Annotated in this window: 20 protein-coding genes; 10 read left to right on the forward strand and 10 right to left on the reverse strand. The window is 71.0% G+C overall.

Features of this window, described 5'->3' with window-relative positions:
- Nucleotides 1–1,314, forward strand: coding sequence for a BNR-4 repeat-containing protein (locus tag BMW88_RS09525; RefSeq protein ID WP_245777654.1), 1,314 nt, complete (start codon nt 1–3; stop codon nt 1,312–1,314).
- Between the two features lie 71 nt (nt 1,315–1,385).
- Here the strand turns inward: BMW88_RS09525 and BMW88_RS09530 are convergent, their stop codons facing one another.
- Both BMW88_RS09530 and BMW88_RS09535 read right to left on the reverse strand, forming a co-directional pair.
- A complete protein-coding gene (locus tag BMW88_RS09530) occupies nt 1,386–2,612 on the reverse strand; it encodes a thioester domain-containing protein (protein ID WP_089950181.1) in 1,227 nt (408 codons plus the stop codon).
- Nucleotides 2,613–2,919: 307 nt separating this feature from the next.
- On the reverse strand, nt 2,920–4,125 hold the full coding sequence (locus tag BMW88_RS09535; protein WP_245777655.1) for a DNA cytosine methyltransferase: 1,206 nt from the start codon (nt 4,123–4,125) through the stop codon (nt 2,920–2,922).
- Nucleotides 4,126–4,187: 62 nt separating this feature from the next.
- Between BMW88_RS09535 and BMW88_RS09540 the strand changes: the two genes are divergently transcribed.
- The gene (locus BMW88_RS09540; protein ID WP_089950182.1) at nt 4,188–4,946 is read left to right on the forward strand and encodes a hypothetical protein; all 759 of its coding nucleotides are present in this window, start codon (nt 4,188–4,190) and stop codon (nt 4,944–4,946) included.
- Between the two features lie 6 nt (nt 4,947–4,952).
- Here BMW88_RS09540 and BMW88_RS09545 read toward each other — a convergent pair whose 3' ends face one another.
- Nucleotides 4,953–6,206 carry an ATP-grasp domain-containing protein gene (locus tag BMW88_RS09545; protein WP_245777656.1) on the reverse strand — a complete coding sequence of 418 codons (1,254 nt, stop codon included), beginning with the start codon at nt 6,204–6,206 and terminating at the stop codon, nt 4,953–4,955.
- 18 nt (nt 6,207–6,224) lie between these two features.
- On the opposite strand from BMW88_RS09545, the gene BMW88_RS43160 reads away from it, so the two are divergent.
- The gene (locus tag BMW88_RS43160; RefSeq protein WP_245777657.1) at nt 6,225–6,443 is read left to right on the forward strand and encodes a hypothetical protein; all 219 of its coding nucleotides are present in this window, start codon (nt 6,225–6,227) and stop codon (nt 6,441–6,443) included.
- A gap of 119 nt (nt 6,444–6,562) precedes the next feature.
- Here BMW88_RS43160 and BMW88_RS09550 read toward each other — a convergent pair whose 3' ends face one another.
- On the reverse strand, nt 6,563–6,769 hold the full coding sequence (locus BMW88_RS09550) for a hypothetical protein (protein WP_089950184.1): 207 nt from the start codon (nt 6,767–6,769) through the stop codon (nt 6,563–6,565).
- Between the two features lie 66 nt (nt 6,770–6,835).
- On the opposite strand from BMW88_RS09550, the gene BMW88_RS09555 reads away from it, so the two are divergent.
- On the forward strand, nt 6,836–7,693 hold the full coding sequence (locus BMW88_RS09555) for an NAD-dependent epimerase/dehydratase family protein (RefSeq protein ID WP_089950185.1): 858 nt from the start codon (nt 6,836–6,838) through the stop codon (nt 7,691–7,693).
- Here the strand turns inward: BMW88_RS09555 and BMW88_RS09560 are convergent.
- Complete coding sequence (locus tag BMW88_RS09560) at nt 7,638–8,549, reverse strand: ribonuclease Z (RefSeq protein ID WP_089950186.1); 912 nt, start codon at nt 8,547–8,549, stop codon at nt 7,638–7,640. The genes BMW88_RS09555 and BMW88_RS09560 overlap by 56 nt on opposite strands.
- 23 nt (nt 8,550–8,572) lie before the next feature.
- Between BMW88_RS09560 and BMW88_RS09565 the strand changes: the two genes are divergently transcribed.
- Entirely contained in the window at nt 8,573–9,394 is an 822-nt protein-coding gene (locus BMW88_RS09565; RefSeq protein WP_089950187.1) for a serine hydrolase domain-containing protein, read from the forward strand.
- On the opposite strand, the gene BMW88_RS09570 is transcribed toward BMW88_RS09565, so the two are convergent.
- On the reverse strand, nt 9,378–9,704 hold the full coding sequence (locus tag BMW88_RS09570) for a hypothetical protein (RefSeq protein ID WP_089950188.1): 327 nt from the start codon (nt 9,702–9,704) through the stop codon (nt 9,378–9,380). The genes BMW88_RS09565 and BMW88_RS09570 overlap by 17 nt on opposite strands.
- Nucleotides 9,705–9,735: 31 nt before the next feature.
- A complete protein-coding gene (locus BMW88_RS09575; protein WP_089950189.1) occupies nt 9,736–10,560 on the reverse strand; it encodes an SDR family NAD(P)-dependent oxidoreductase in 825 nt (274 codons plus the stop codon).
- Nucleotides 10,561–10,847: 287 nt separating this feature from the next.
- Here BMW88_RS09575 and BMW88_RS09580 point away from each other — a divergent pair, with 287 nt between their 5' ends.
- The gene (locus tag BMW88_RS09580; RefSeq protein WP_218148013.1) at nt 10,848–12,311 is read left to right on the forward strand and encodes a tetratricopeptide repeat protein; all 1,464 of its coding nucleotides are present in this window, start codon (nt 10,848–10,850) and stop codon (nt 12,309–12,311) included.
- A gap of 59 nt (nt 12,312–12,370) precedes the next feature.
- On the opposite strand, the gene BMW88_RS09585 is transcribed toward BMW88_RS09580, so the two are convergent.
- Complete coding sequence (locus BMW88_RS09585; protein WP_218148014.1) at nt 12,371–13,576, reverse strand: serine hydrolase domain-containing protein; 1,206 nt, start codon at nt 13,574–13,576, stop codon at nt 12,371–12,373.
- Nucleotides 13,577–13,704: 128 nt separating this feature from the next.
- Complete coding sequence (locus BMW88_RS09590) at nt 13,705–14,835, reverse strand: serine hydrolase domain-containing protein (protein WP_245777658.1); 1,131 nt, start codon at nt 14,833–14,835, stop codon at nt 13,705–13,707.
- 268 nt (nt 14,836–15,103) lie between these two features.
- Here BMW88_RS09590 and BMW88_RS09595 point away from each other — a divergent pair, with 268 nt between their 5' ends.
- Together BMW88_RS09595 and BMW88_RS09600 are read left to right on the forward strand one after the other, a co-directional pair.
- The gene (locus BMW88_RS09595) at nt 15,104–16,327 is read left to right on the forward strand and encodes a sensor histidine kinase (RefSeq protein WP_089950191.1); all 1,224 of its coding nucleotides are present in this window, start codon (nt 15,104–15,106) and stop codon (nt 16,325–16,327) included.
- On the forward strand, nt 16,315–16,971 hold the full coding sequence (locus tag BMW88_RS09600; protein ID WP_089950192.1) for a response regulator transcription factor: 657 nt from the start codon (nt 16,315–16,317) through the stop codon (nt 16,969–16,971). The genes BMW88_RS09595 and BMW88_RS09600 overlap by 13 nt, the downstream gene beginning before the upstream one ends.
- Nucleotides 16,972–16,984: 13 nt before the next feature.
- Here BMW88_RS09600 and BMW88_RS09605 read toward each other — a convergent pair whose 3' ends face one another.
- Nucleotides 16,985–17,878: an NADP-dependent oxidoreductase gene (locus tag BMW88_RS09605; protein WP_089950193.1), complete on the reverse strand. Its 894-nt coding sequence runs from the start codon at nt 17,876–17,878 to the stop codon at nt 16,985–16,987.
- 70 nt (nt 17,879–17,948) lie between these two features.
- Between BMW88_RS09605 and BMW88_RS09610 the strand changes: the two genes are divergently transcribed.
- Together BMW88_RS09610 and BMW88_RS09615 are read left to right on the forward strand one after the other, a co-directional pair.
- Entirely contained in the window at nt 17,949–18,530 is a 582-nt protein-coding gene (locus BMW88_RS09610) for a TetR/AcrR family transcriptional regulator (RefSeq protein ID WP_089950194.1), read from the forward strand.
- 278 nt (nt 18,531–18,808) lie between these two features.
- On the forward strand, nt 18,809–19,107 hold a 299-nt coding region (locus BMW88_RS09615; RefSeq protein WP_218148015.1), incomplete at its 3' end, for a hypothetical protein.

Below are 19,107 nucleotides of genomic sequence, written 5' to 3' on the forward strand. Positions count from 1 at the left end.
ATGTCCGCAGTGCTGCTGTTGCCGCTCATCGCCGTCCCCTCGGCCCACGCCACGGCCGACGCGCGGGGGAAGGCGGAGTTCGCGGTGACCACCACCGCCACGAACGTCGCGGCTCGCAGCGACCGGCGCCCGGTCGCGGGCGGGGTGCACGACCGCGAGGCCGGGAAGACCTTCATCTCGTGGGCGGGCCGGTACGAGGACAGCTACGTCCAGTCGTACGACCACCGCGGGGCCACCTGGTCCGCGCCCAACCGGATCGCGGACGGTGACTCGGACGCGCACAACTACCCCACCCTGGTCCAGGCGCGGGACGGGCACCTGCTCGTCTTCCGCGGCATGCACAACGTCGAGCTGCGCATGTCCCGTTCGCCCCGGCCGCACTCGGCGGACGGCGTCTGGGAGGAAACGGTGATTTCGAAGAACGCGGCCACGTACCCGATGCCGTTCGTCACCAGGGACGGCACGATCTACGTCTTCTTCCGCGAGACGACCGGTGACCTCGACCCGACGGTCCCGACCGACACGCGCCCGATGCTCTACGTCGTGTCGAAGGACAACGGCAGGACGTGGAAGACGTCCACGGAGCTGACGGGCCACAGGTTCGCGATCGGCTCGACGTCCCGCGCGGACAACATGAACGAGATCTACATCGGTCAGCTCCGCCTGGAGGACTCCGGCCGGGTGCGCATCGTCTACACGCTCGCCGGCGGCGGTCCCGAGGGCAACAAGCACGACCGCTACCACCGCAACGTCTACTACGTGTCGTTCGACCCGGGGAACCTGCACTTCTACTCGGCGTCCGGCCGGGACCTGGGCACCCAGGTCGACGACGCCGACCAGGAGCAGCACCTGAAGGTCGCGGAAACCCCGCTGACCATTCCCGGCGGCGTGAAGTCCCCTGACTACATCCAGCTCGTGGGCGCGACGCTCGGCAGGCCGTTCGTGCTGTGGTTCATGGGAGACCCGGACCTGGGGCCGCTGCGCAACCACATGTCCACGTGGAACGGCCGGTCGTGGGAGACCAGGGAGGTCGCCCGCGGCCTGCGCACGCGGGAGGTGGAACCGGTCGACCCGGTCACCTGGCGCGTCTACGCCACCGAGGACGGCAAGCCGAACGTCACCACCTACCTGGTGCGGTTCGGTCGCACGTGGACGCAGGAGGCCGTGATCCCGACGGCCAAGCCGGTGCAGCGCGTCGAGGTCGTGCAGAACTTCCGCGACCCGGCTCGCGCGATCTTCTCCGGCGAGTCCTCGCAACGGGACGTCGCGGTCGCCGACGGTGACATCACGGTGGCGGGTCTGCGCCGTCGTTAGTCACCGGAACGGCAAACGCCCCCAGGACCGGCGCGGACCCTGGGGGCGTTCGTCTAGGGGGTGCCTACCGCTCAGGCACCGGCCTTCTTGCGGCGCACGAAGAACAGCGCACCGGCACCGGCGCCGACGAGCACCAGGCCGCCGATGAGCGGCCACAGGATCGAGGCACCGGTCTGGGCGAGGTCCTCGTCACCGCTGCCGCCCGGAGCCGGGTTGGCCGGGGTGGTGGAGGACGACGGAGCAGGGGTCTCGGACGACGGCGTGGGCGTCGCGGTGGACGGCGCCGGGGAGGACGAGGTCGGCTGGGTCGGCACGACGCCGGCCTTCCAGTCGGCCTTGACCTCCTTCTGGACCTTGGCCTTCTGCGGCTGCGCGACGACGAGCGACTGCGCGACGTTGTCGTCCTGGCCGTTGTGCGCGACGAACAGGCGGCCCAGCGCGATCTCGGCCTGGGCCGAGAGCTTGAACGTGGCCTGGCCGTCCTTGGCGGCTTCCGGGACGCTCACGAAGAACTCGGAGACCTTGTCACCGGTGTCCTTGACCGCGAGCTCGTTGTTCTTCGGCATGGTGAACGGGTTGCCGGAGGCGTCGGTGACGGTGACGCCCTCGGGCAGCTTCGCGGTCAGCTTGACCTCGGAGGCCGTGGTCGTGACCTTGAAGGGGCCGATCTTCTGGCCGGGCTTGCCGGACTGGGTGAGCGGCTCGACCTCCAGGGTCGGCTTCGGCGTCTCCTTCTCGACCTGGGCGTCCGCGACGAGCTTCTTGTACAGCGCGACGACCTCGCGGTCGTTGTCCTTGTTGTCGACGTCGAGGTTGGCGTTGTCGGAGAAGTGCCAGAGCGCGGCCTGCGTGGCGGCGATGACGTCCTGCTTGTCGAGCTTGTCGACCTGGAAGGTCTTCCGGATCTCCTCGACCGACTTGTTCGGGTAGGACCGGTTCAGGATCCAGAGGACCTTGCCGGGGTTGTCACCCTTGAACTTGGTGTTGGGGTTCGGGTGCTTGTCCCACGGCACCTCCTTGAGGACGTCGCCGTCCTTGAGGGGGGTGGGCAGCTCGACGCAGTAGGCGAGGACGTTGGTGCGGTCCTTGTCGTCCTCGATGCGGAGCTTGATGACCGAGGTGTCCTGCTTCTGCGGCTGCTCGCCCTGCTTGGCCGCCTTGAGCCACACGTTGTGGCCCTGCTCCTGGCCACCGCGGTCCGGCGTGATCTTGATGTCGGCGTGGGCGGGAAGCGCCGAGAACGACAGGGCGGCGGTGGCGCCGAGCAGCGCCGTGCCGATCCTCAACCGGGAAGCCATGGGTCTCCTTGCTCACTGAAATTAGCCCGAACGCGGCGGGAAGTCGTCATCCGTCGGGACGGTCGGCACGTCGCGATCGACACTGAACCGACAGGAAGCGAGCCGGACACTAACCGATGGGGTGACACCCGGCAGAGTGAGGTACGGACACAGTCCATACCGGACGTGATCAGCGCAAACTTTCTCGCGGCGTCCACAGTGGATAGGCGCGCGATGCATTGATTTTGTCAGGTGACGTTAGATTCGTTGCAAAACAGTTATCTGCCACCGCGTCCGCTACGGACAGCGGGCGGCAACGGTTCAACGATCAGGCGACCAATTCTGTGAGTTCCACCGGACGAATGTCACCGGGACGCAGCGAGGTGCCGCGCAGGCACATCTCGCGGGGCTCGGGACGGCGGCCGGTGAGAATCCACCGGGTGAGCCCGGCCAACTGGTAGGCGATCAACGGCGGAACGGCGTCACCGACGTGCCGGTAGGCGTTCCCGAGAATCGAGACGTCGAACCTGAACTGCCTCGGGAACCCCTGCAGCAGAGCCATCTCCCGGACCGTGCAGAGCCGGTGCTGCACCGGGTGGGCGTACCGCCCGTTTCCGACGTGACCGCATTCCCTCTTGATCGTCCGCGCCGGTTCGTCCCACCACATCCGGCCGTAGACGTCGGGGTGCGAACCCCAGTTCTGCTGTTCGACGATCTTGCGTTGTGCCGGGTTCAACAACTCGGCGGTCTCCGGTGAGCGGAGCAGATCAGCCCACGATCCGCCGTTCGCCGGAATGGCGCGCATTCTTTCCAGGCTGCGGTCCTGGGAAAAAGTGGGCGAAACGTGAATGGGATCTTCCGGGTGCGCCTGCCCGGCGGCCACGACCGGGAGCTTCCCGATCGCCCGCCGGACCGTGATCGCGGACGGGCGGATGACCCGGCCCGCCCACAGGTCGTCCAGCGTCAGCAGCGGCAGACCGGCGTCGACGGCCACCATCAGCGTCCGCTCGCGGAGCTGCGGCAGGCCGTACCTGGACAGCATGTGCGTGCCACCGGCGACGGAGTACCCGATCCGGGTGAGCTCCTCGGCGAGGCTGTCGAAGTGGTGGCGCTGCTTGCCCTTGGCGAGCTCGCGGGCGTTCTCGACGAGCACGACCTTCGGGCGCAGCTCCTGCGCGTAGACCGCGATCCGGCCCACCAGCGAGTTGCGCGGGTCGTCGCGCAGGTGGTTCTGCGAGGTGATCCGGCTGAAGCCCGAGCACGGCGGGCAGGCCAGCAGCACGTCCAGCTCGCCCCGCCGCAGGCCCCAGACCTCGCGCAACGCCGACGGCGAGACCTTCGCGAGGTCGACCTCCAGCGGGTCGACGCCGATGTTCGCGCGGTACGTGTCGTTGCAGCGCAACGAACCGAGCTTCGAGCTGGGCTTGCCGATCTGCGCGTCGGCGGCGCCGACCACCCGGAAGTCGCGGTGGGCGTGGAAGCCGAAGCTCATGCCGCCCGCACCCGAGAAGATGTCGGCCACCGAGAAGGACACGGCGAGATCGTACGGGCGAGGCTCCGAGGCGGTTTCCCTGCCATCCCGTACCTTTCCGCCCTATGGAGCTGCCGCGTGCCTGGCAACGGCCTGACCCGTTGCGCGGACTCGACAGGATTTCGTGGGTGGAGGTCTACGACGGCCGCGGTGGCGCCGGCCGGATGCCCCGTCTGCTGCGCTCCCTGATGGACACCGACGCCGGCGTGCGCCTGGACGCGCTCTCCACCATCGCCGACCGCCTCCTGACCGACGACACGGTCTCCGAGGCCTCGTTCTGCGCCGTGCCGTTCCTGGTGGAGCTGGGAGCGTCCTACAAGGTCGCCGCGGACGTGCGCGATCGGGTGATCTTCCTGCTGGCCGCGATGGCGCTGGCGGGCAAGGGGTTCACCGAGCAGGGCCGGCGCACGCACCGCCGCTGGAACGCCCTGGGCCGTGAGCTGCCGCGGACCGCGCCGGACTGGCTGACGCAGACCCGCCACGCCGTCGCCCAGGGCGCGCCGAAGATCTTCGAGGCGCTCGCGTCCGAACGGGTCGCGTGCCTCGTCGCGCTGGCGTGCGCGGTGCCGGAGAGGCTGCCGCCGTTCGTCGTCGGGCTGGTGCAGGAGATGATCGACCTGCCCGGCGAGGCCGAGCTGTCGGACGCCGCCGAGATCGCCGTGGCGCTGCTCAAGCGGTCGCCGGAGCTGCTCGTCGTGGACCGCCCGAAGGTGCTCGGCGAGGGGCTGGTGCGCCCGGCTCACCAGCCCCGCGAGGTCGCCGCCGCCCTGATGGGCTACCGGTTCGCCCTCGCCTCCGCGTACGGCGACGAGGGCGCCTGGTAGGACTGCCTAGGCGATCACGGCCTCTTCGAAGGACTCCTCGACCTCGGCGACGTCCTCGACCGCGATCGCGGGTTCCAGGGCGCCCAGGCCCGTCCCCCACTCCTGGTCGGCCAGCGCGAACGCCGCGACTGTCAGCGCCGCCACCGGGGCGCCGACGGGCATGTTCTCGCGGTGCAGGTCGAGGTCCAGCCTGCCGCCGATCGGCGACGGGCTCAGCCGCAGCGTGGCGTGCGCGGGCTCGTCCGCGTGCGCCAGGCGGCAGGCCCAGCCGGTGAAGACCACGCGGCGCTCGTCCACCTCGGTCGGCTGCACGGCGCGCACGTTGGCGCCGACCGCGCCGGAGCGGTGGTTGTCCGCGGCCTGCAGGACGACCTCCTCGAACTCCATCGAGGAGATGCCGAGGTCCCAGCCGGCGACCAGGGCGACCTGCACGAGCGAGAGCGGCAGCGTCGGGACGGCGTCCTCGAAGCAGACCATCGCGCCGCCGTAGCGGGTGTTGATCTCGGTCGGCAGGAAGCCGTCCTCGGTCGCGATGCCGTCCAGAGTGAACGTGCCGCGGTAGCCGACGGTCCCGCGCAGGTGCTCGCCGACGCGGCGGGCCAGGTTGCGCATCTCGTCGCGGATCCACACGGGCGGGTCGTAGTACGACGCGCAGCCCGCGTAGAGGAACTTGGCCTGGCCCTGGCGGCGCGGCACGACCATCTCGATCGGGCGCAGCACCGCGGTGCCGTCGGGGAACACGATGCCGTGCACGCTCACCGGGATGCCTTCCAGGAACGGCATCACGCGCACCTGCTCGCACTTGGGGGCGAGCACCTCGAAGGCCTCCTTGGCCTCCTCGTAGGACCGCACGCGGCGCACGAAGTTCGCGCCGCCGTTGATCGCGGGACCGTCACCCGACCAGACGACGCCCGCGCCGCGGTCCAGGATCTCCGAGGCGCCCCACAGGCGTTCGAAGTCGAGGTCGAACACCATCGCGGGCGCGCGGCGGGCGCTGAGCTCGTCCCAGAGCGCGTCGATGGTGGTCTTGTTCTCCAGCTCGACCCACGAGTGCTCGCGCGCGTTGATGACCGGCCGGCCCTCGAACGTGCTGATCTCGTTGTAGGGCGTGCTGATCACGACGGCTTCCGCGGCCGGGTCGAAGTCCCGCAGGACCGCCCTGACCTCGGCACCGGGCTTGGCCAGCAGCTTGCCGAGGCGGCGCTGCTCGACGGCGACGAAGCCGCCCTTGATGCCCAGCGACACCCAGCGCGCGATCACGGAATCATGCAGCGGCGCATGATCGTCGGTATCGAGCACGAGCGTATGGCGGGCGCCGAGCGCATGGAGCTCATGCGCGCGCTTTGCCAGACGCGTGCCACCGGCCAGCACGACGAGCCGGTCACCGAACAACCTGCCGAGGCGCTCGTTGAGCGCTGCGAGAACATGATTCATCGCCGAGAACCCGCTTTGAGAGAAGCAGAAGGATGCGACCGGCGATCGCCGGGTGACGCGTAGCGTAGAGCCACCCGGTGTGCGTGTCGAAGCACGGTCCGGCAACAGCCGGATGAATGTTGCGGCGGGCCTGTCGGCGCGGGCCTCGCGGCCGGGGGACCCGGCGGTGGTCCCGGTGCGCGCTAGGAGCGGGCCGCGTCCCGAAGGACCTGGTCAACGCGGTTGAGGAAGCTGCGCCGGGGATTGACCGAGGGCAACGGCGCGGTGAGCTCTGCGGGACCGGGCGCGGGTGCGGCTCCCACGATCTCGGCCACGTTGCGCAGGAACTCCTGCCGCTTGAACTCGTGCACGGCGTGGTCGTGCAGGAGCCCGGCGATGCTTGTGTGCACAGCGCGATGGGGGTAACTCACTCGTGTGTTATCGGCGCACCCGATCGCGACCTTTAGGGTCAACTCGTGCGAGTTCTAGTGACCGGTGCCACTGGGTACGTCGGCCGCGCCGTGGTGCGTGAGCTGCGGGTTCACGGCCATGAACCGGTTCCGTTCCGGCAGCGCCTCTCCGACCCGTTCGAGTTGCCCGAGACCGACGCCGTGGTCCACCTGGCGGCCGCGGCCCGCGTGCGCGAGTCGTTCCTCGACCCGCTCCCGTACTACGAGACGAACGTGGCCGGGACGCTGAACCTGCTGAAAGCGTTGAAGGACCAGCCTTTGGTGTTCGCGTCCACCGGTGGGGTGTACCGGCCCTCCAACTCGCCGCTGACGGAGGAGTCCGTGCGGGAGCCCTCCTCCCCGTACGCCGCGACGAAGGCCGCCGCCGAGGACCTCGTGGCGTGGGCGGCGCGGTCGGGCCGGATCGGGGCGACCACGCTCCGTCTCTTCAACGTCGCCGGAGGGGGTGATACCGACACCACTCGGGTGATCACGCGCGCTGTCGCGTCGGCCGCCGGGACGGTGCCGGGCATGGAGGTCTACGGCGACGGCACGGCCGTGCGCGACTTCGTGCACGTGCGCGATGTTGCCGCTGCCTTCGTCGTGGCGCTGGAGAACTGCTCCGTGGGCACGTCGTCGGTCTACAACGTGGGCGGGACGCCCGCGTCCGTGCGGGACGTGCTGGCGACCGTCGAGGAGGTGACCGGGCGGTCGGTGGACGTGAGCTGGAAGCCCGCGCACCCCGGCGAGGTGCGGTTCCAGCGGGCCGACGTGTCGCGGCTGCGGGCGCTGGGCTGGGAGCCCCGTCACTCGTCCCTGGCGGAGATCGTCACCGACCAGTGGCGCGCTTCGGCACCGGCACCCGGTCCAGGTCCTTCGCGATGACGATCTCCCCGTCGAACTCCCGCGCCGCCTCGGCGTGGAACTCGGCCGGGTCGTCGTAGCGCTGGGAGAAGTGCGTGAGGACCAGCTTGCGGACGTTGGTCTCCCTGGCGACGCGGGCGGCCTGCTGGGCGGTCAGGTGGCCGTGGTCCCCGGCGAGCCGGGTGTCGCGGGCGAGGTAGGTCGACTCGATCACCAGCAGGTCGGCGTTGTCCGCGAGCTCGTAGACGTTGTCGCACAGCCGGGTGTCCATGACGAAGGCGAACCGCTGGCCCTTGCGCGGCTCGCTGACGTCCTCGAGCTTGACGCCGTCGAGCTCGCCCCGGCTCTGCAGCGCGCGCACCGCGGGGCCCTGGATGCCGTGGGCCGCGAGCTTGTCGGGCAGCATGCGGTGGCCGTCCGGTTCGACCAGCCGGTAGCCGAAGCTGTCGATGCCGTGGTCGAGCCGGTAGGCCTCGATCGTCCCGAACCTGCCGGACGCGATCTCGCCGTCCCGCTCGACCGGCACCTCCTCGATGTCCGCGGCGTCGTGGAACGCGCTGGCGTGGCGGAGGCGTTCGAAGAAGTGGGCGCCCGACTTCGGGAAGTGCGCGTGCACGGTGTGCGGGACGCGGTCCAACGACAGCCGCTGCACGATGCCGGGGACGCCGAGGCAGTGGTCGCCGTGGAAGTGGGTGATGCAGATCCGGGTGATGTCGCTCGCAGCCGCGCCCGACCGCAGGAGCTGCCGCTGGCTGCCGTCACCGGGGTCGAAGAGCAGGCCCTCGCCGTCCCACCTGAGCAGGTAGCCGTTGTGGTTGCGCTGGCGGGTGGGGACCTGGCTGGCCGTTCCCAGGACGATCAGTTCCCGGACTGTCACCCCCTGACGTTAACGTCTGTCCCATGCAGAGCGTCGAAGTGGCAGCGTCGTGGCCCGCCGCGAACGTGGCGGTGGCCGTCGTGTCGTCCGGCGGTGTGGCCGGCTCGCTGGGTGACCAGCAGCGCGTGTTCCCGCTCGCGTCGGTGACGAAGCTGCTGACGTCCTACGCGGTCCTGGTGGCCGTCGAGGAGGGCGCGGTCGAGTGGGACCAGCCCGCGGGCCCTCCCGGCGCGACCGTCCGGCACCTGATCTCGCACACCGCCGGGTACGCGTTCGACAAGGCGGAGGTGCAGGCCGAGCCGGGGACGCGCCGGATCTACTCGAACGCGGGCTTCGACGTGCTGGCGGCCTTCGTCGAGGCCGCCTGCGAGATGCCGTTCGCCACGTACCTGCACGAGGCCGTGTTCGTCCCGCTGGGCATGAAGTCCTCGGCACTGGTCGGATCGGCGGGCGCCGGCGCGGAGTCCTGCGCCGCGGACCTGGCGCTGTTCGCGGCCGAGCTGCTGGCGCCCTCGCTGGTGTCCTCCTCGCTGGTGCGGGAGGCGACCTCGGCGGTGTTCCCCGGCCTCAACGGCGTGCTGCCCGGCTACGGCATGCAGAAGCCGAACGACTGGGGCCTCGGCTTCGAGATCCGCGCCGGCAAGTCGCCGCACTGGACCGGGAACACCTCCTCGCCGCGCACGTTCGGGCACTTCGGGCAGTCCGGCACCTTCCTGTGGGTCGACCCGGAGATCTCCGCCGCCTGCGTCGCGTTGACGGACCTGCGCTTCGGCCCGTGGGCGGTCGAGGCGTGGACGCCGTTCTCCGACGGCGTCCGCGCGGAGCTCGTCAGTCGGCGAGCCTGAGCGCGAGCTGCCGGAGGACCTCCTGCACGTCGGCGTCCTCGTAGTCGTTCTCGTAGGCCTGCGCGACACCGTGGAACGCGTAGAGCAGCCCGGCCGTGAACCAGCCGAACTGCCCGAGGACCTGGTCCATGGCCTGCTTGAGCGCCTGCGCGCCCGCCTCGTTGAGCTCGCCGTCGACCTTGACCTCGTAGCTGAACACGCCCTCCTGCAACGACTTGAGGGCCGTGCGCAGGTAGTCGTCCGACCCGGCGCCGTCGTAGGTGAGCGTCAGGACGCCCAGTGCCCGCTGCATGATCTCGCGCTGATCCACGCGGTCACTCTGCCCGCTGACCGGGCGTGCGTCACCTCGCGACACCCCAACGGACCCAGGCGGGGTCCTCCGGCTGGAGCAGCTCGAAGGCCTCGGTGATCTTCTCGACGTCCCAGCCGTCCTGCTCGATGACGGGTTCCTTCGGCGAGGTCTGCCCCATGACGTGCAGCTTCCCGTGCGCGAACCGGATGAGCTGCCCGGTGACCTTCGCCGAGCGGTCGCTGAGGAGGTACGTGACCAGGGGCGCGATCGACTCGGGCGACCCGCCCGGCACGGCCGTGGTGTCGGCGGCCGCCATCCGGGTCCAGGCGACCGGGCACACGGCGTTCACCCGGATCCCCTTGTCGTGCAGCTCGTTGGCCGCACCGGCCGTGATGCTCGCGATGGCTCCCTTGGACGCGCTGTAGGTGAGCGCGGTCGGCTGCCCGGCCATCGCGACGGACCCGAGGTTGACGATCGAGCCGCCCCGCATGCTCTGCACGGCCGCGTTGGTGCAGTACAGCGTGCCGAGGACGTTCGTCTCGATGAGCTCGCGCATCCTCGTCGGGTCGTCCTCGCCGATGCTCGCCTGGTAGCGGATGCCGGCGTTGTTGACGAGCCCGTCGATCCGCCCGAACGCCGCGGTGCAGGTGTCGACCATGATCTCCGCCTGCTGGGGGTCCGCGACGCTGCCGGCGCTCACGACGGCCTTCCCGCCCCGTTCGGTGATCGCGTCGGCCACTTGCCGCGCCAGCGGCTCGTCGATGTCGTTGATCACGACCGCGGCACCGTGCTCGGCCGCGTGGGAGGCGAACGCCCGACCCAAACCCTGCCCGGCCCCGGTGATGACCACGGCCTTGCCCGTCAGAATCGCCATCGTTGAAGTGTCGCGAAATCGGCTGCCCGAGTGGCCCGCTTCGTCGACGAATGGTCACTGCTCGCGCCGAACGGCGTACATCGCACGATGACCGGTCGTCGCGATTTCACACAGATTTCCGCAGTTCAACCCACGTGGAGGGAGTGCGTCGCCAAGGCTTTCACCTCAGTGGAAACGGACTGACCGTTCGGGCACGGCGACCCGGCTTCGTGGCAGCAACAGGTCAGGGCGTGGAGCACCGGGCGTCCCGGCGAAACCATGGTCGTGTCCGCGAGGGGGAGACCACCATGAGCCAGCCGATGCCGCCCGAGAACCACACCACCTGGTCCGACGACCCGCAGGCCGCCGTCCTGCCCGAAGCGACCGGCTGGCCCCCGCCCCCACCGGCCCCCGCACCCGAGCCGGTGCCCCGGCCCCGCGACGCGGTGGCCGCCGCGATCGGCAACGCCTCGCTGCTCGGCATCGGGTACCTGCTGCTGGGGCGGCGTGGGACGGCCTTGCTGACCGCGCTGGTGACCGCCGTGCTGATCACCGTCGTCGTCACCGTGCCGTCGGTGTGGTCCGAGCTGGCCGTGCTGGTGTGGTGGGCGGCCATGACCTGGCACGGCTGGTACCTCGGTGGTGGGCGGACGGGTGCGGTGGTGCGCGGGCACCGGCGGATCGCGCTCGCCGTCGCGGTTCCGGTGCTGATGGTCTTCGGGCTGGTGCGGTTCGACGCCGCACGGCTCGAAGGACACGTCGCCGAGGCCAGGCAGCAGGGCGACTGCGCGCGGGCGAAGACCGAGCTGGCGAAGGTGTGGGCCGGCCACCGCGTGGTGAACGCGCCGATGACCGTGCGCACGGACCAGACCGAGAAGGCGTGCCGGCGGCTGTCGTGGGCGTCGGAACGGCTCGACGACGCGTTGGCCGACGGCGACACGAAGGCACTGGACGACGGCTTCCGCGACCTCGGCTGGGTGCTGGCGGAGCTGCCCGGCCACGACAGGATGGCCGGCGTCGCGCTGGACCGGTTCCTCGACGGCCTGCCCACGGAGAACGCCTGCCGCACCAGCGCGCTCACCGACTGGCTGAAGAACCGCAAGCCCACCGGCGACGAGCTCGACCGGGCGGCGACCGCGGTGCCCCGCGTCGCGCCCCCGGCGCTCCTCGAGTGCGCCGACAGGCAGCTCGCGGCCAACGACTTCCGCTCCGCCCAGCAGCGGTACCAGCAGCTCCTCGACGAGCACCCCGGCCACGAGCTGACCGGCAAGGCGCGGGAGGGCGTCACGAAGGCCAGGCTCGCGGCGGAGCTGGCGCACGTCCGCGGCCTGCAGGGCGGCTACTGCGCCCAGCCCGCCGCCTACAGCGGTGCGCCGGAGTTCCGCGGGGGCACCGTCAACCGGGCGGTGATCTGGGGCAACCGCCAGTACGTGGACATGCTGCCCGGTGACTGGCTCACCCACGACGTCGGCCAGGCGGTGCTGGTGGTGTGCACGGGTGAGACCGAGTTCGGCGCCCCGACCGAGACCTGCTCGTACCGGACCGCCAGCACCGGCCGGTCCGGGAGCGTGACCTTCCGCAAGATCGTCATCCCGGTCCGGGCCTACGAGCTGCGGACCGGGAAGCTCGTGGCGGACACCAAGGTGGAGATCGGCGGCACGAGCTGTCCCGACACGTTCTTCGCCTTCGGCGACGGCCCGCCGCCGAACCGGTACGTGAGCCCGTCCGACGGCGACGTCCGAGCGGGCTACGCCGCGGTGATCACGCCCTGACGGCTCGACCGTCCGGTGTGGATGGATGCGCCACACCGGACGGTCGAGCGCGACGGCCGCTACTTCGCGGCGCACAGGGCCTTGTCGAAGAAGTCGAGGACCTCGGCGCGGCCGGCTTCGTCGTTCGTCACGGCGAGGGTGACCGCCCTGCCGTCGGAGGTGATCGCGGTACGGGTCTGGAAGCCGTCGGCGTCGCCGCCGTGGCCGTACGCCGTGACGCCACAGCTGAGCTTCATCTCGATGGTCCCGAGGCCGTAGCGCCACCCCGCGGGGAAGCCGGGTGCCTCGATCGCCTGGCGCATCTCCGCGAGCTGGCGGGGCTTGAGCAGCCGGCCGTCCTGCAGGGCGACCAGGAACTTGTTCACGTCGCTCGGGGTGGCGATCATCTGTCCCGCGGCACCGGCGATCGACGGGTCGAACCGGGTGATGTCGACCAGCTCACCGGGGATCGGCTCGCCCTTGTCGTTCCTGGCGAACAGGTAGCCCCGCGGGTGCGGTGCACGGATGTCGCGGTCGCCGGGACCGGGGTAGTACGTCTCCTCCAGGCCGGCGCGGTTGATGATCTGGTTCGTGATCACCTCAGCGAGCGGACGTCCGGCGGCCTTCTGCGCCACCAGGCCGAGCAGGACGTACCCGGCGTTGCTGTACATCCACACCCGGTCCTGGCCGGGGGCGAACGTGGGCGCCTCGGCCAGCGCGGCGTCCAGCAGCTCCCTGGCCTCGAAGTACCTGTCCCTGATCGGCAGGATCCCCTGGGGCATGAGGGGCATCTCGCGGGTCAGGCCGCTGGTGTGGTTCAGCAACTGCCTGATCGTGATGTTGCGGCCGTCGATCGCCGCACCGGCACCGGTCCCCCGCACCACACCGGGCAGGTGCTTCTCCACCGCGTCGTCCAGCGAGAGCTTGCCGTCGCCGGCCAGTTGCAGGACCGCCACCGCGGTGAACATCTTGGTGCTGCTGGCGATCCGGACGTAGCCGTCCGTCGGCACCTTCGACCTGGTCCGGATGTCCCCCACCCCGGCGGTGTAGTTCGTCACCCGCCCGTCCCGGCCGCGCACCGACATCAGCGCTCCCGGCAGCGTCCCGTCCTTCACCAGCGCCTCCAGGCCCGCCTGGAGCGCCTTGTCGTGGACCGGCCTCGACCTCTCCGCCGACGCGACCGGGGTCGCCGCGAGACTGGCCACCGCCACCGCGGCCAAGGCCGCGGCGACCACACCACGACGCCGGCGCGCGGCGCCCGTGGTGCTCCTGGCCGGAAGACTCATAACTCTCAACAAGACACACTCTCCAAAGTGGACGTTCTTTTTCGACGCACCCAGTCTCGCGACCGTCCCGCGGCCCGCGCGATCCCCTGTGCTGCACAACTTCCGTACAGCCAGCACTACTCCGGTGGTCACTTCGCGCACAGCGCGGCGTCGAAGAGCGCGCCCCGGTCCGCACCGGCGGACTCGTCCTCGACCGACCCGCTGAGCGAGGTGACCGTGAAGGTCACCGCACGACCGTCGTCGGTGGCCGCGCTGAAGGTCGAGTAGCCGGGGATGTCGCCGCCGTGGCCCCACGCGACCCCGCCGCAGCTCAACGGCAGGCTGAACACGCCGAGTCCGTAGCCCTGCGCCGACCCCGCGCTCGTCGGGACGGTGGTGCGCAGCTCGGCCAGCTGGGCCGGTTCGAGCAGCTTCCCGCCCAGCAGCGCCAGCAGGAAGGTGTTGAGGTCGCCGGGCGTGGAAACGAGCTGGCCGGCCGCCCAGCCCCAGCTCGGGTCCATCCGCGTGAAGTCGACCAGCTCGCCGGTCGTCCGGTTGCGCTGGTAACCCCTGGGGTGCCGGCCGCGGATGTCCTGCTCGCCGACCTCGGGCGCGTACGTGTCGCGCAGACCGATCCGGTTGATGACCCTGGTGGTCACCAGTTCGTTGAACGGACGACCAGTGACCCGCTGGGCGATCAGACCGGCCAGGACGTAGTTCGTGTTGCTGTAGGAGTGCTCGCCGCCGGCGGGCTTGCCGTCCTGCCTGGCGTTCGCCAGGTCGACCAGTTCGCGGGGTTCGAGGTAGGCGTGCCGGTACGGGAAGAAGTCGCCCAGGGGCGCGAACATCGAGGTGGTGTAGTCGGGCAGGCCGCTGGTGTGCTGGAGGAGCTGGCGGACCGTGACCCTGGTCGCGTCCACGCCCTTGGCCCGCACCAGGCCCGGCAGGTACTCCTCGACCGACGCGTCGAGCTCCAGCTTGCCCTCGCCGGCGAGTTGGAGCACGACCACGGAGGCGAACGTCTTGCTCGCGCTGCCGATCCGGATCCGGCCGTTGGCCGGCACCTCGCCGCCGGTGCGCAGGTCACCGATCCCGGCCGTGTAGTGGCGGGTCCGGCCGCTCCGGTCCCGGAAGGCGCCCAGCGCCCCGGGGTGCCGGGTGGGGCCGACCAGCTTGTCCATGCCCCGCTGGATCGCATCGCGGCGGGGCTCCGCCTGGGTGACCGGGACCGGGCCGGCGACCGCGAGGGCGCCCGCCGCGGCCACCAACGCCGCCGTCATGGTGACCACACGGCGATGCCGTGAGGCGGAAGGGCAGTCCTGTGGGAAATTCGACATGGACAAGGCGAGCAACTCCTGGGCTTTCGCGGACATCGGTCCTGCGCACGAACGGACCGCCTGAGTCTGTTCAGCCCCGTCCAGGTGGACAATCCAGCTCGCTGGACAACCGGGGTAGCGGTGGCACCCCCGCGCCAGGCCTGCTCCCGGGCCATTGCGCGGAGGCCGACTTGTTGTATTGATGGAAAAGGGTTCCGGCGGGGAGGTGGGCATGACACGGGTGCGGCAGCGCCTGCGAGCGTCGATCGACGTCGTCGCGCGCCTCATCGGCGGGCTCGGCACGGCGCTGCTCGCCGTCATCGTCCTCAGTGGACTCGTCGCGGTCGCCCTGCTCAGCTGCGCCGGGATCGGCGTCTTCCTGGTGCCCTCCGCACTGCGCGCGCTGCGGGCGGTCGCGAACCGGGAACGGGCCCGGCTCGACGTGCTCGTCCCCGGCCCGGTGCCGCGCCGGGCACGGGCCGCGCTGCGCGACGTGACCGTGCGGCGCGAGCTGGCCTGGCTGCCGCTGCACGCCACCGCGGGCTTCGCCGCCGGGTTCATCGGGCTCGCGATGCCGGCCACAGTGCTGCAGAACACCACGTACCCGTTCTGGTACCACCTGCTGCCGCCCGCGGACAACACGCCCACCTTCATCTTCTGGGACATCTTCTGGGACGTCACGGACCTGACCGGCGCGTTGGTCGTGGCGCTCACCGGCGTGCTCTGCGCCGCCTTCGTCGTCGTGCTCGGACCGGCGCTCGTCCGGGCCCAGGAGTGGCCGGGCAGGCACCTGCTCGCGCCTGGCGCGGACGCCGACCTCTCGCTGCGGGTCGCCGAGCTGAGCGCCACCCGTGCCGCCGCTCTCGACGCCCACGCCGCCGAGCTGCGCCGCATCGAGCGGTCGCTGCACGACGGCACGCAGAACCGGCTGGTCGCGGTGAACGTGCTGCTCGGCGCCGTGCGGCGGGCCGTGGACCGCGACCCCGCCGCGGCCCACGCCGCGCTGGACCGGGCCCAGGACGCCGCCGAGCAGGCGCTCTCCGAGCTGCGCGCGGTGGCGCGCAGCATCCTGCCCCCGGTGCTGGCCGACCGCGGGCTCGCCGGTGCCCTGACAGGCCTCGCGAGCAGTTGCGGCGTGCCGTGCGAGGTGGTGGTGGACGTACCGGGCCGGTGCGCCGCCTCCGTCGAGGCCACCGCGTACTTCGTGGTGGCCGAGGCGCTCTCCAACGTCACCAAGCACAGCGGCGCCGCGAGCGCCGTGGTCGAGGTGGCCAGGCGGGGTGATCGGCTGCTGCTGCGGATCGGCGACGACGGCCGGGGCGGCGCGGACGAGCGCGGCGGGTCGGGCCTGTCCGGCATCCGCCGGCGGATCGAGGCCTACGACGGGCGTTTCACCCTGGACAGCCCGGCCGGTGGGCCGACGACGATGCGAGTGGAGCTGCCGTGCGGATCGTGATCGCCGAGGACGACCCCCTGCTGCGCGAGGGGTTGGCGCTGCTGCTGCGCGCCGAGTCGCTCGACGTGGTGGCCACCGCCGACACACCGGGATCGTTCCTGGCGGCGGTGGCCGAGCACGAGCCGGACGTCGCCATCGTCGACGTGCGGATGCCGCCCACCCACACCGACGAGGGCATCGTCGCGGCCGTCGAGGCCCGCCGCCGCCGGCCGGGCCTCGCGGTGCTCGTGCTCTCGGCGTACGTGGAGCAGACGTTCGCCACCGAGCTGCTGACCGGCGGCGCCAACCGGCTCGGCTACCTGCTGAAGGAACGGGTGGGGCGCGTCGACGAGTTCCTGACCGCGCTGCACCGGGTGGCGAGCGGCGGCACCGCCGTCGACCCCGAGGTCGTGGGCCAGTTGCTGGCCCGCAACCCGCACACCAGCGCGCTGGGCCGGCTGAGCCCCCGGGAACGGGACGTGCTCGCGCTCATGGCGGAAGGTCTCGGCAACGCCGCCATCGCCGAGCGGCTCGCCGTCACCGAAGGCGGCGTGCACAAGCACATCCGCAGCATCTTCGCGAAGCTCGACCTCGCCCCCGACGACCGGGCCGACCGGCGCGTCACCGCGGTCCTGCGCTACCTCGAGGGCACCGGGTCGAGGTAGCGCAGGAGAGGGCTCAGACGACCACGACGCGGCGCCCGCGCGTGTGGCCGGCCTGGCTGTCGACGTGCGCCGCCGCGGCGTCGGCGAGCGAGTACGACTTCTCGACCGGGATGTGGAGCTTCCCCCTGGACAGCAGGGCGCAGGCCTCGGCGAGCGCGTCCGGCATGCTCCCGGCCTCGCCGGAGAACAGGGTGCCGAGCTCCGGCGTGCCGAGGTCGGCGATGGAGACCACCTTCCGCGGGTCGCCGGTCAGCTCGACGAGCTCGGGGAGCACACCGGCGCCCGCCAGGTCAAGGGCCGCGTCGACGGAGCCGAGCCGCCGCACCCGTTCGACCCAGCCCTCGTCGTAGGTCGTGGCGAGGGCCCCGAGCCCGCGCAGGTAGTCCTGGTTGGCGGCCCCGGCCGTGCCGATCACCGCGATGCCGCGGTCGCGGGCGATCTGCAGCACCGCCGATCCGACACCGCCGGCCGCGCCGCTGACCAGCAGCGTCTGCCCGGCCCGCACACCGACCTGGCGGAGGACGCGCAACGCGGTCTCCACCACCGACGGGTAGCCGGCCGCCTCCTCGAACGTCAGCCCCTCCGGCATGCGCGCCCAGGCCGACAGCACCGCGAACTCGGCGTAGGTGTTCGCGCCCACGCCGAACACGTGATCACCGACCTGCGTGCCGTCGACCCCCTCGCCGACCTCGTCCACCACCCCGGCGGCGTCCTGCCCGACCCCCGCGGGCAGCTCGATCGGGTTGATCTCCTGGAACTGGCCTTCGCGGATCCGCCAGTCGACGGGGTTCACGCCCGCCGCCCGCACCGCGACGCGCACCTGACCGGGACCCGCGTGCGGCTCCTCGGCGTCGACGAGTCGCAGCACGTCCGGACCACCGAACTCGGCAAAGCTCACTCTCTTCATGCCGGCGACCGTAACACTAACCGTTAGTCTTTCGGAACCGTTATGCTTTCCTACCTGATAGCATCACGCCGTGACCGTGCCGACCGGACGCCGTGAGCGCAAGAAGGCCGCGACCCGCCAGAAGATCGCGGACACCGCCCTGCGGCTCTTCCTCGAGCGCGGGTACGAGGCCGTGGGCATCCGTGACGTGGCCGCGGCGGCCGACGTGGCCGTCACCACGGTCTTCTCGCACTTCGCCTCGAAAGAGGCCCTGGTGTTCGAGCAGGACGAGGACTTCGAGCACCGCCTCACGCAGGCGGTCACCGGCCGGGCGCGGGACGAGTCGCTCATCCCCGCGCTGCGTCAGGAGATCCACGCCCTGGTGCGCCACTGCGCGGCCGAGAGCACCGCGCCGACCTGGCGGATGATCGACGCGTCACCGGCCCTGCGGCAGTACGAGGAGTCGATGCGGCTGCGCCACGCCGAGTCGCTGGCTTCGGCCATCGCCACCGAGTTCGACCTGCCCGAGCCCACGACGGCCTGCCGGACGATCGCGAGGTTCGTGATGGACGCCTACTCGCTGGCCCGCGCGTCGGCCGATCCGGCGGCCGCGGTGGACGAGGTCTTCCGGATGATCGAGGCGGCGTGGGAAGTCGCCGCACCGCGTCCGTGACTGCGCTCGTAACTTTCTCCGCTGCGGCGGAGTCGCGGCCGTGCATGACCGGGCAGAGATCCCAGATCACGCAAGCACGCCCATAAATGCCGCGTCCTGCGGAGATACCGCGAATTCGCTTCCTTCGCCGGCTGTACCGGAAGTATATCCCTGCTGCACGGGGTGGTGTCAGCCTCCTTACCCGTGCACTGCGGACGCTTGACGCGACGGTTCCTGCCACGCGATTGGGGACAGCGATGAAAAAGGGAACAGATCTGTCGAGAGCCATGCTCTACTCGGTGTCCGGCGGCGTCCTGGCTGCGGCGTTCGGCCTGCTCGGCGCGACACAAGCCGAAGCGGAACCGAGGAACACCGCCGGTACACCCAACAGCGCACCCGCCAAGAAGGCCGGGAGCGCGAACAACGGCAGCTCGGCCAACGCCGCGGAACGGCGGCAGGTGCAGGCGGACAAGCAGAAGGCATCGAAGAAGGTGTCGAAGAGCCATAGCAGCTCGGCCAACGCCGCAGAGCGTCGCCAGCAGAAGGCGGACGGGAAGAAGAGCGGGCGCGCCAACTCCGGCAGCTCCGCCAACGCCGC

This window comes from Lentzea xinjiangensis (assembly GCF_900110955.1).
Lineage (GTDB): Bacteria > Actinomycetota > Actinomycetes > Mycobacteriales > Pseudonocardiaceae > Lentzea > Lentzea xinjiangensis.

Bases quoted from the DNA above. Each gene is read 5' to 3' on its own strand.
- BMW88_RS09525 (WP_245777654.1), top strand. From the start codon at position 1: ATGTCCGCAGTGCTGCTGTTGCCGCTCATCGCCGTCCCCTCGGCCCAC.
- BMW88_RS09530 (WP_089950181.1), bottom strand. From the start codon at position 2,612: ATGGCTTCCCGGTTGAGGATCGGCACGGCGCTGCTCGGCGCCACCGCC.
- BMW88_RS09540 (WP_089950182.1), top strand. From the start codon at position 4,188: ATGGAGCTGCCGCGTGCCTGGCAACGGCCTGACCCGTTGCGCGGACTC.
- BMW88_RS43160 (WP_245777657.1), top strand. From the start codon at position 6,225: ATGATCGTCGGTATCGAGCACGAGCGTATGGCGGGCGCCGAGCGCATG.
- BMW88_RS09565 (WP_089950187.1), top strand. From the start codon at position 8,573: ATGCAGAGCGTCGAAGTGGCAGCGTCGTGGCCCGCCGCGAACGTGGCG.
- BMW88_RS09575 (WP_089950189.1), bottom strand. From the start codon at position 10,560: ATGGCGATTCTGACGGGCAAGGCCGTGGTCATCACCGGGGCCGGGCAG.
- BMW88_RS09580 (WP_218148013.1), top strand. From the start codon at position 10,848: ATGAGCCAGCCGATGCCGCCCGAGAACCACACCACCTGGTCCGACGAC.
- BMW88_RS09585 (WP_218148014.1), bottom strand. From the start codon at position 13,576: ATGAGTCTTCCGGCCAGGAGCACCACGGGCGCCGCGCGCCGGCGTCGT.
- BMW88_RS09590 (WP_245777658.1), bottom strand. From the start codon at position 14,835: ATGACGGCGGCGTTGGTGGCCGCGGCGGGCGCCCTCGCGGTCGCCGGC.
- BMW88_RS09595 (WP_089950191.1), top strand. From the start codon at position 15,104: ATGACACGGGTGCGGCAGCGCCTGCGAGCGTCGATCGACGTCGTCGCG.
- BMW88_RS09605 (WP_089950193.1), bottom strand. From the start codon at position 17,878: ATGAAGAGAGTGAGCTTTGCCGAGTTCGGTGGTCCGGACGTGCTGCGA.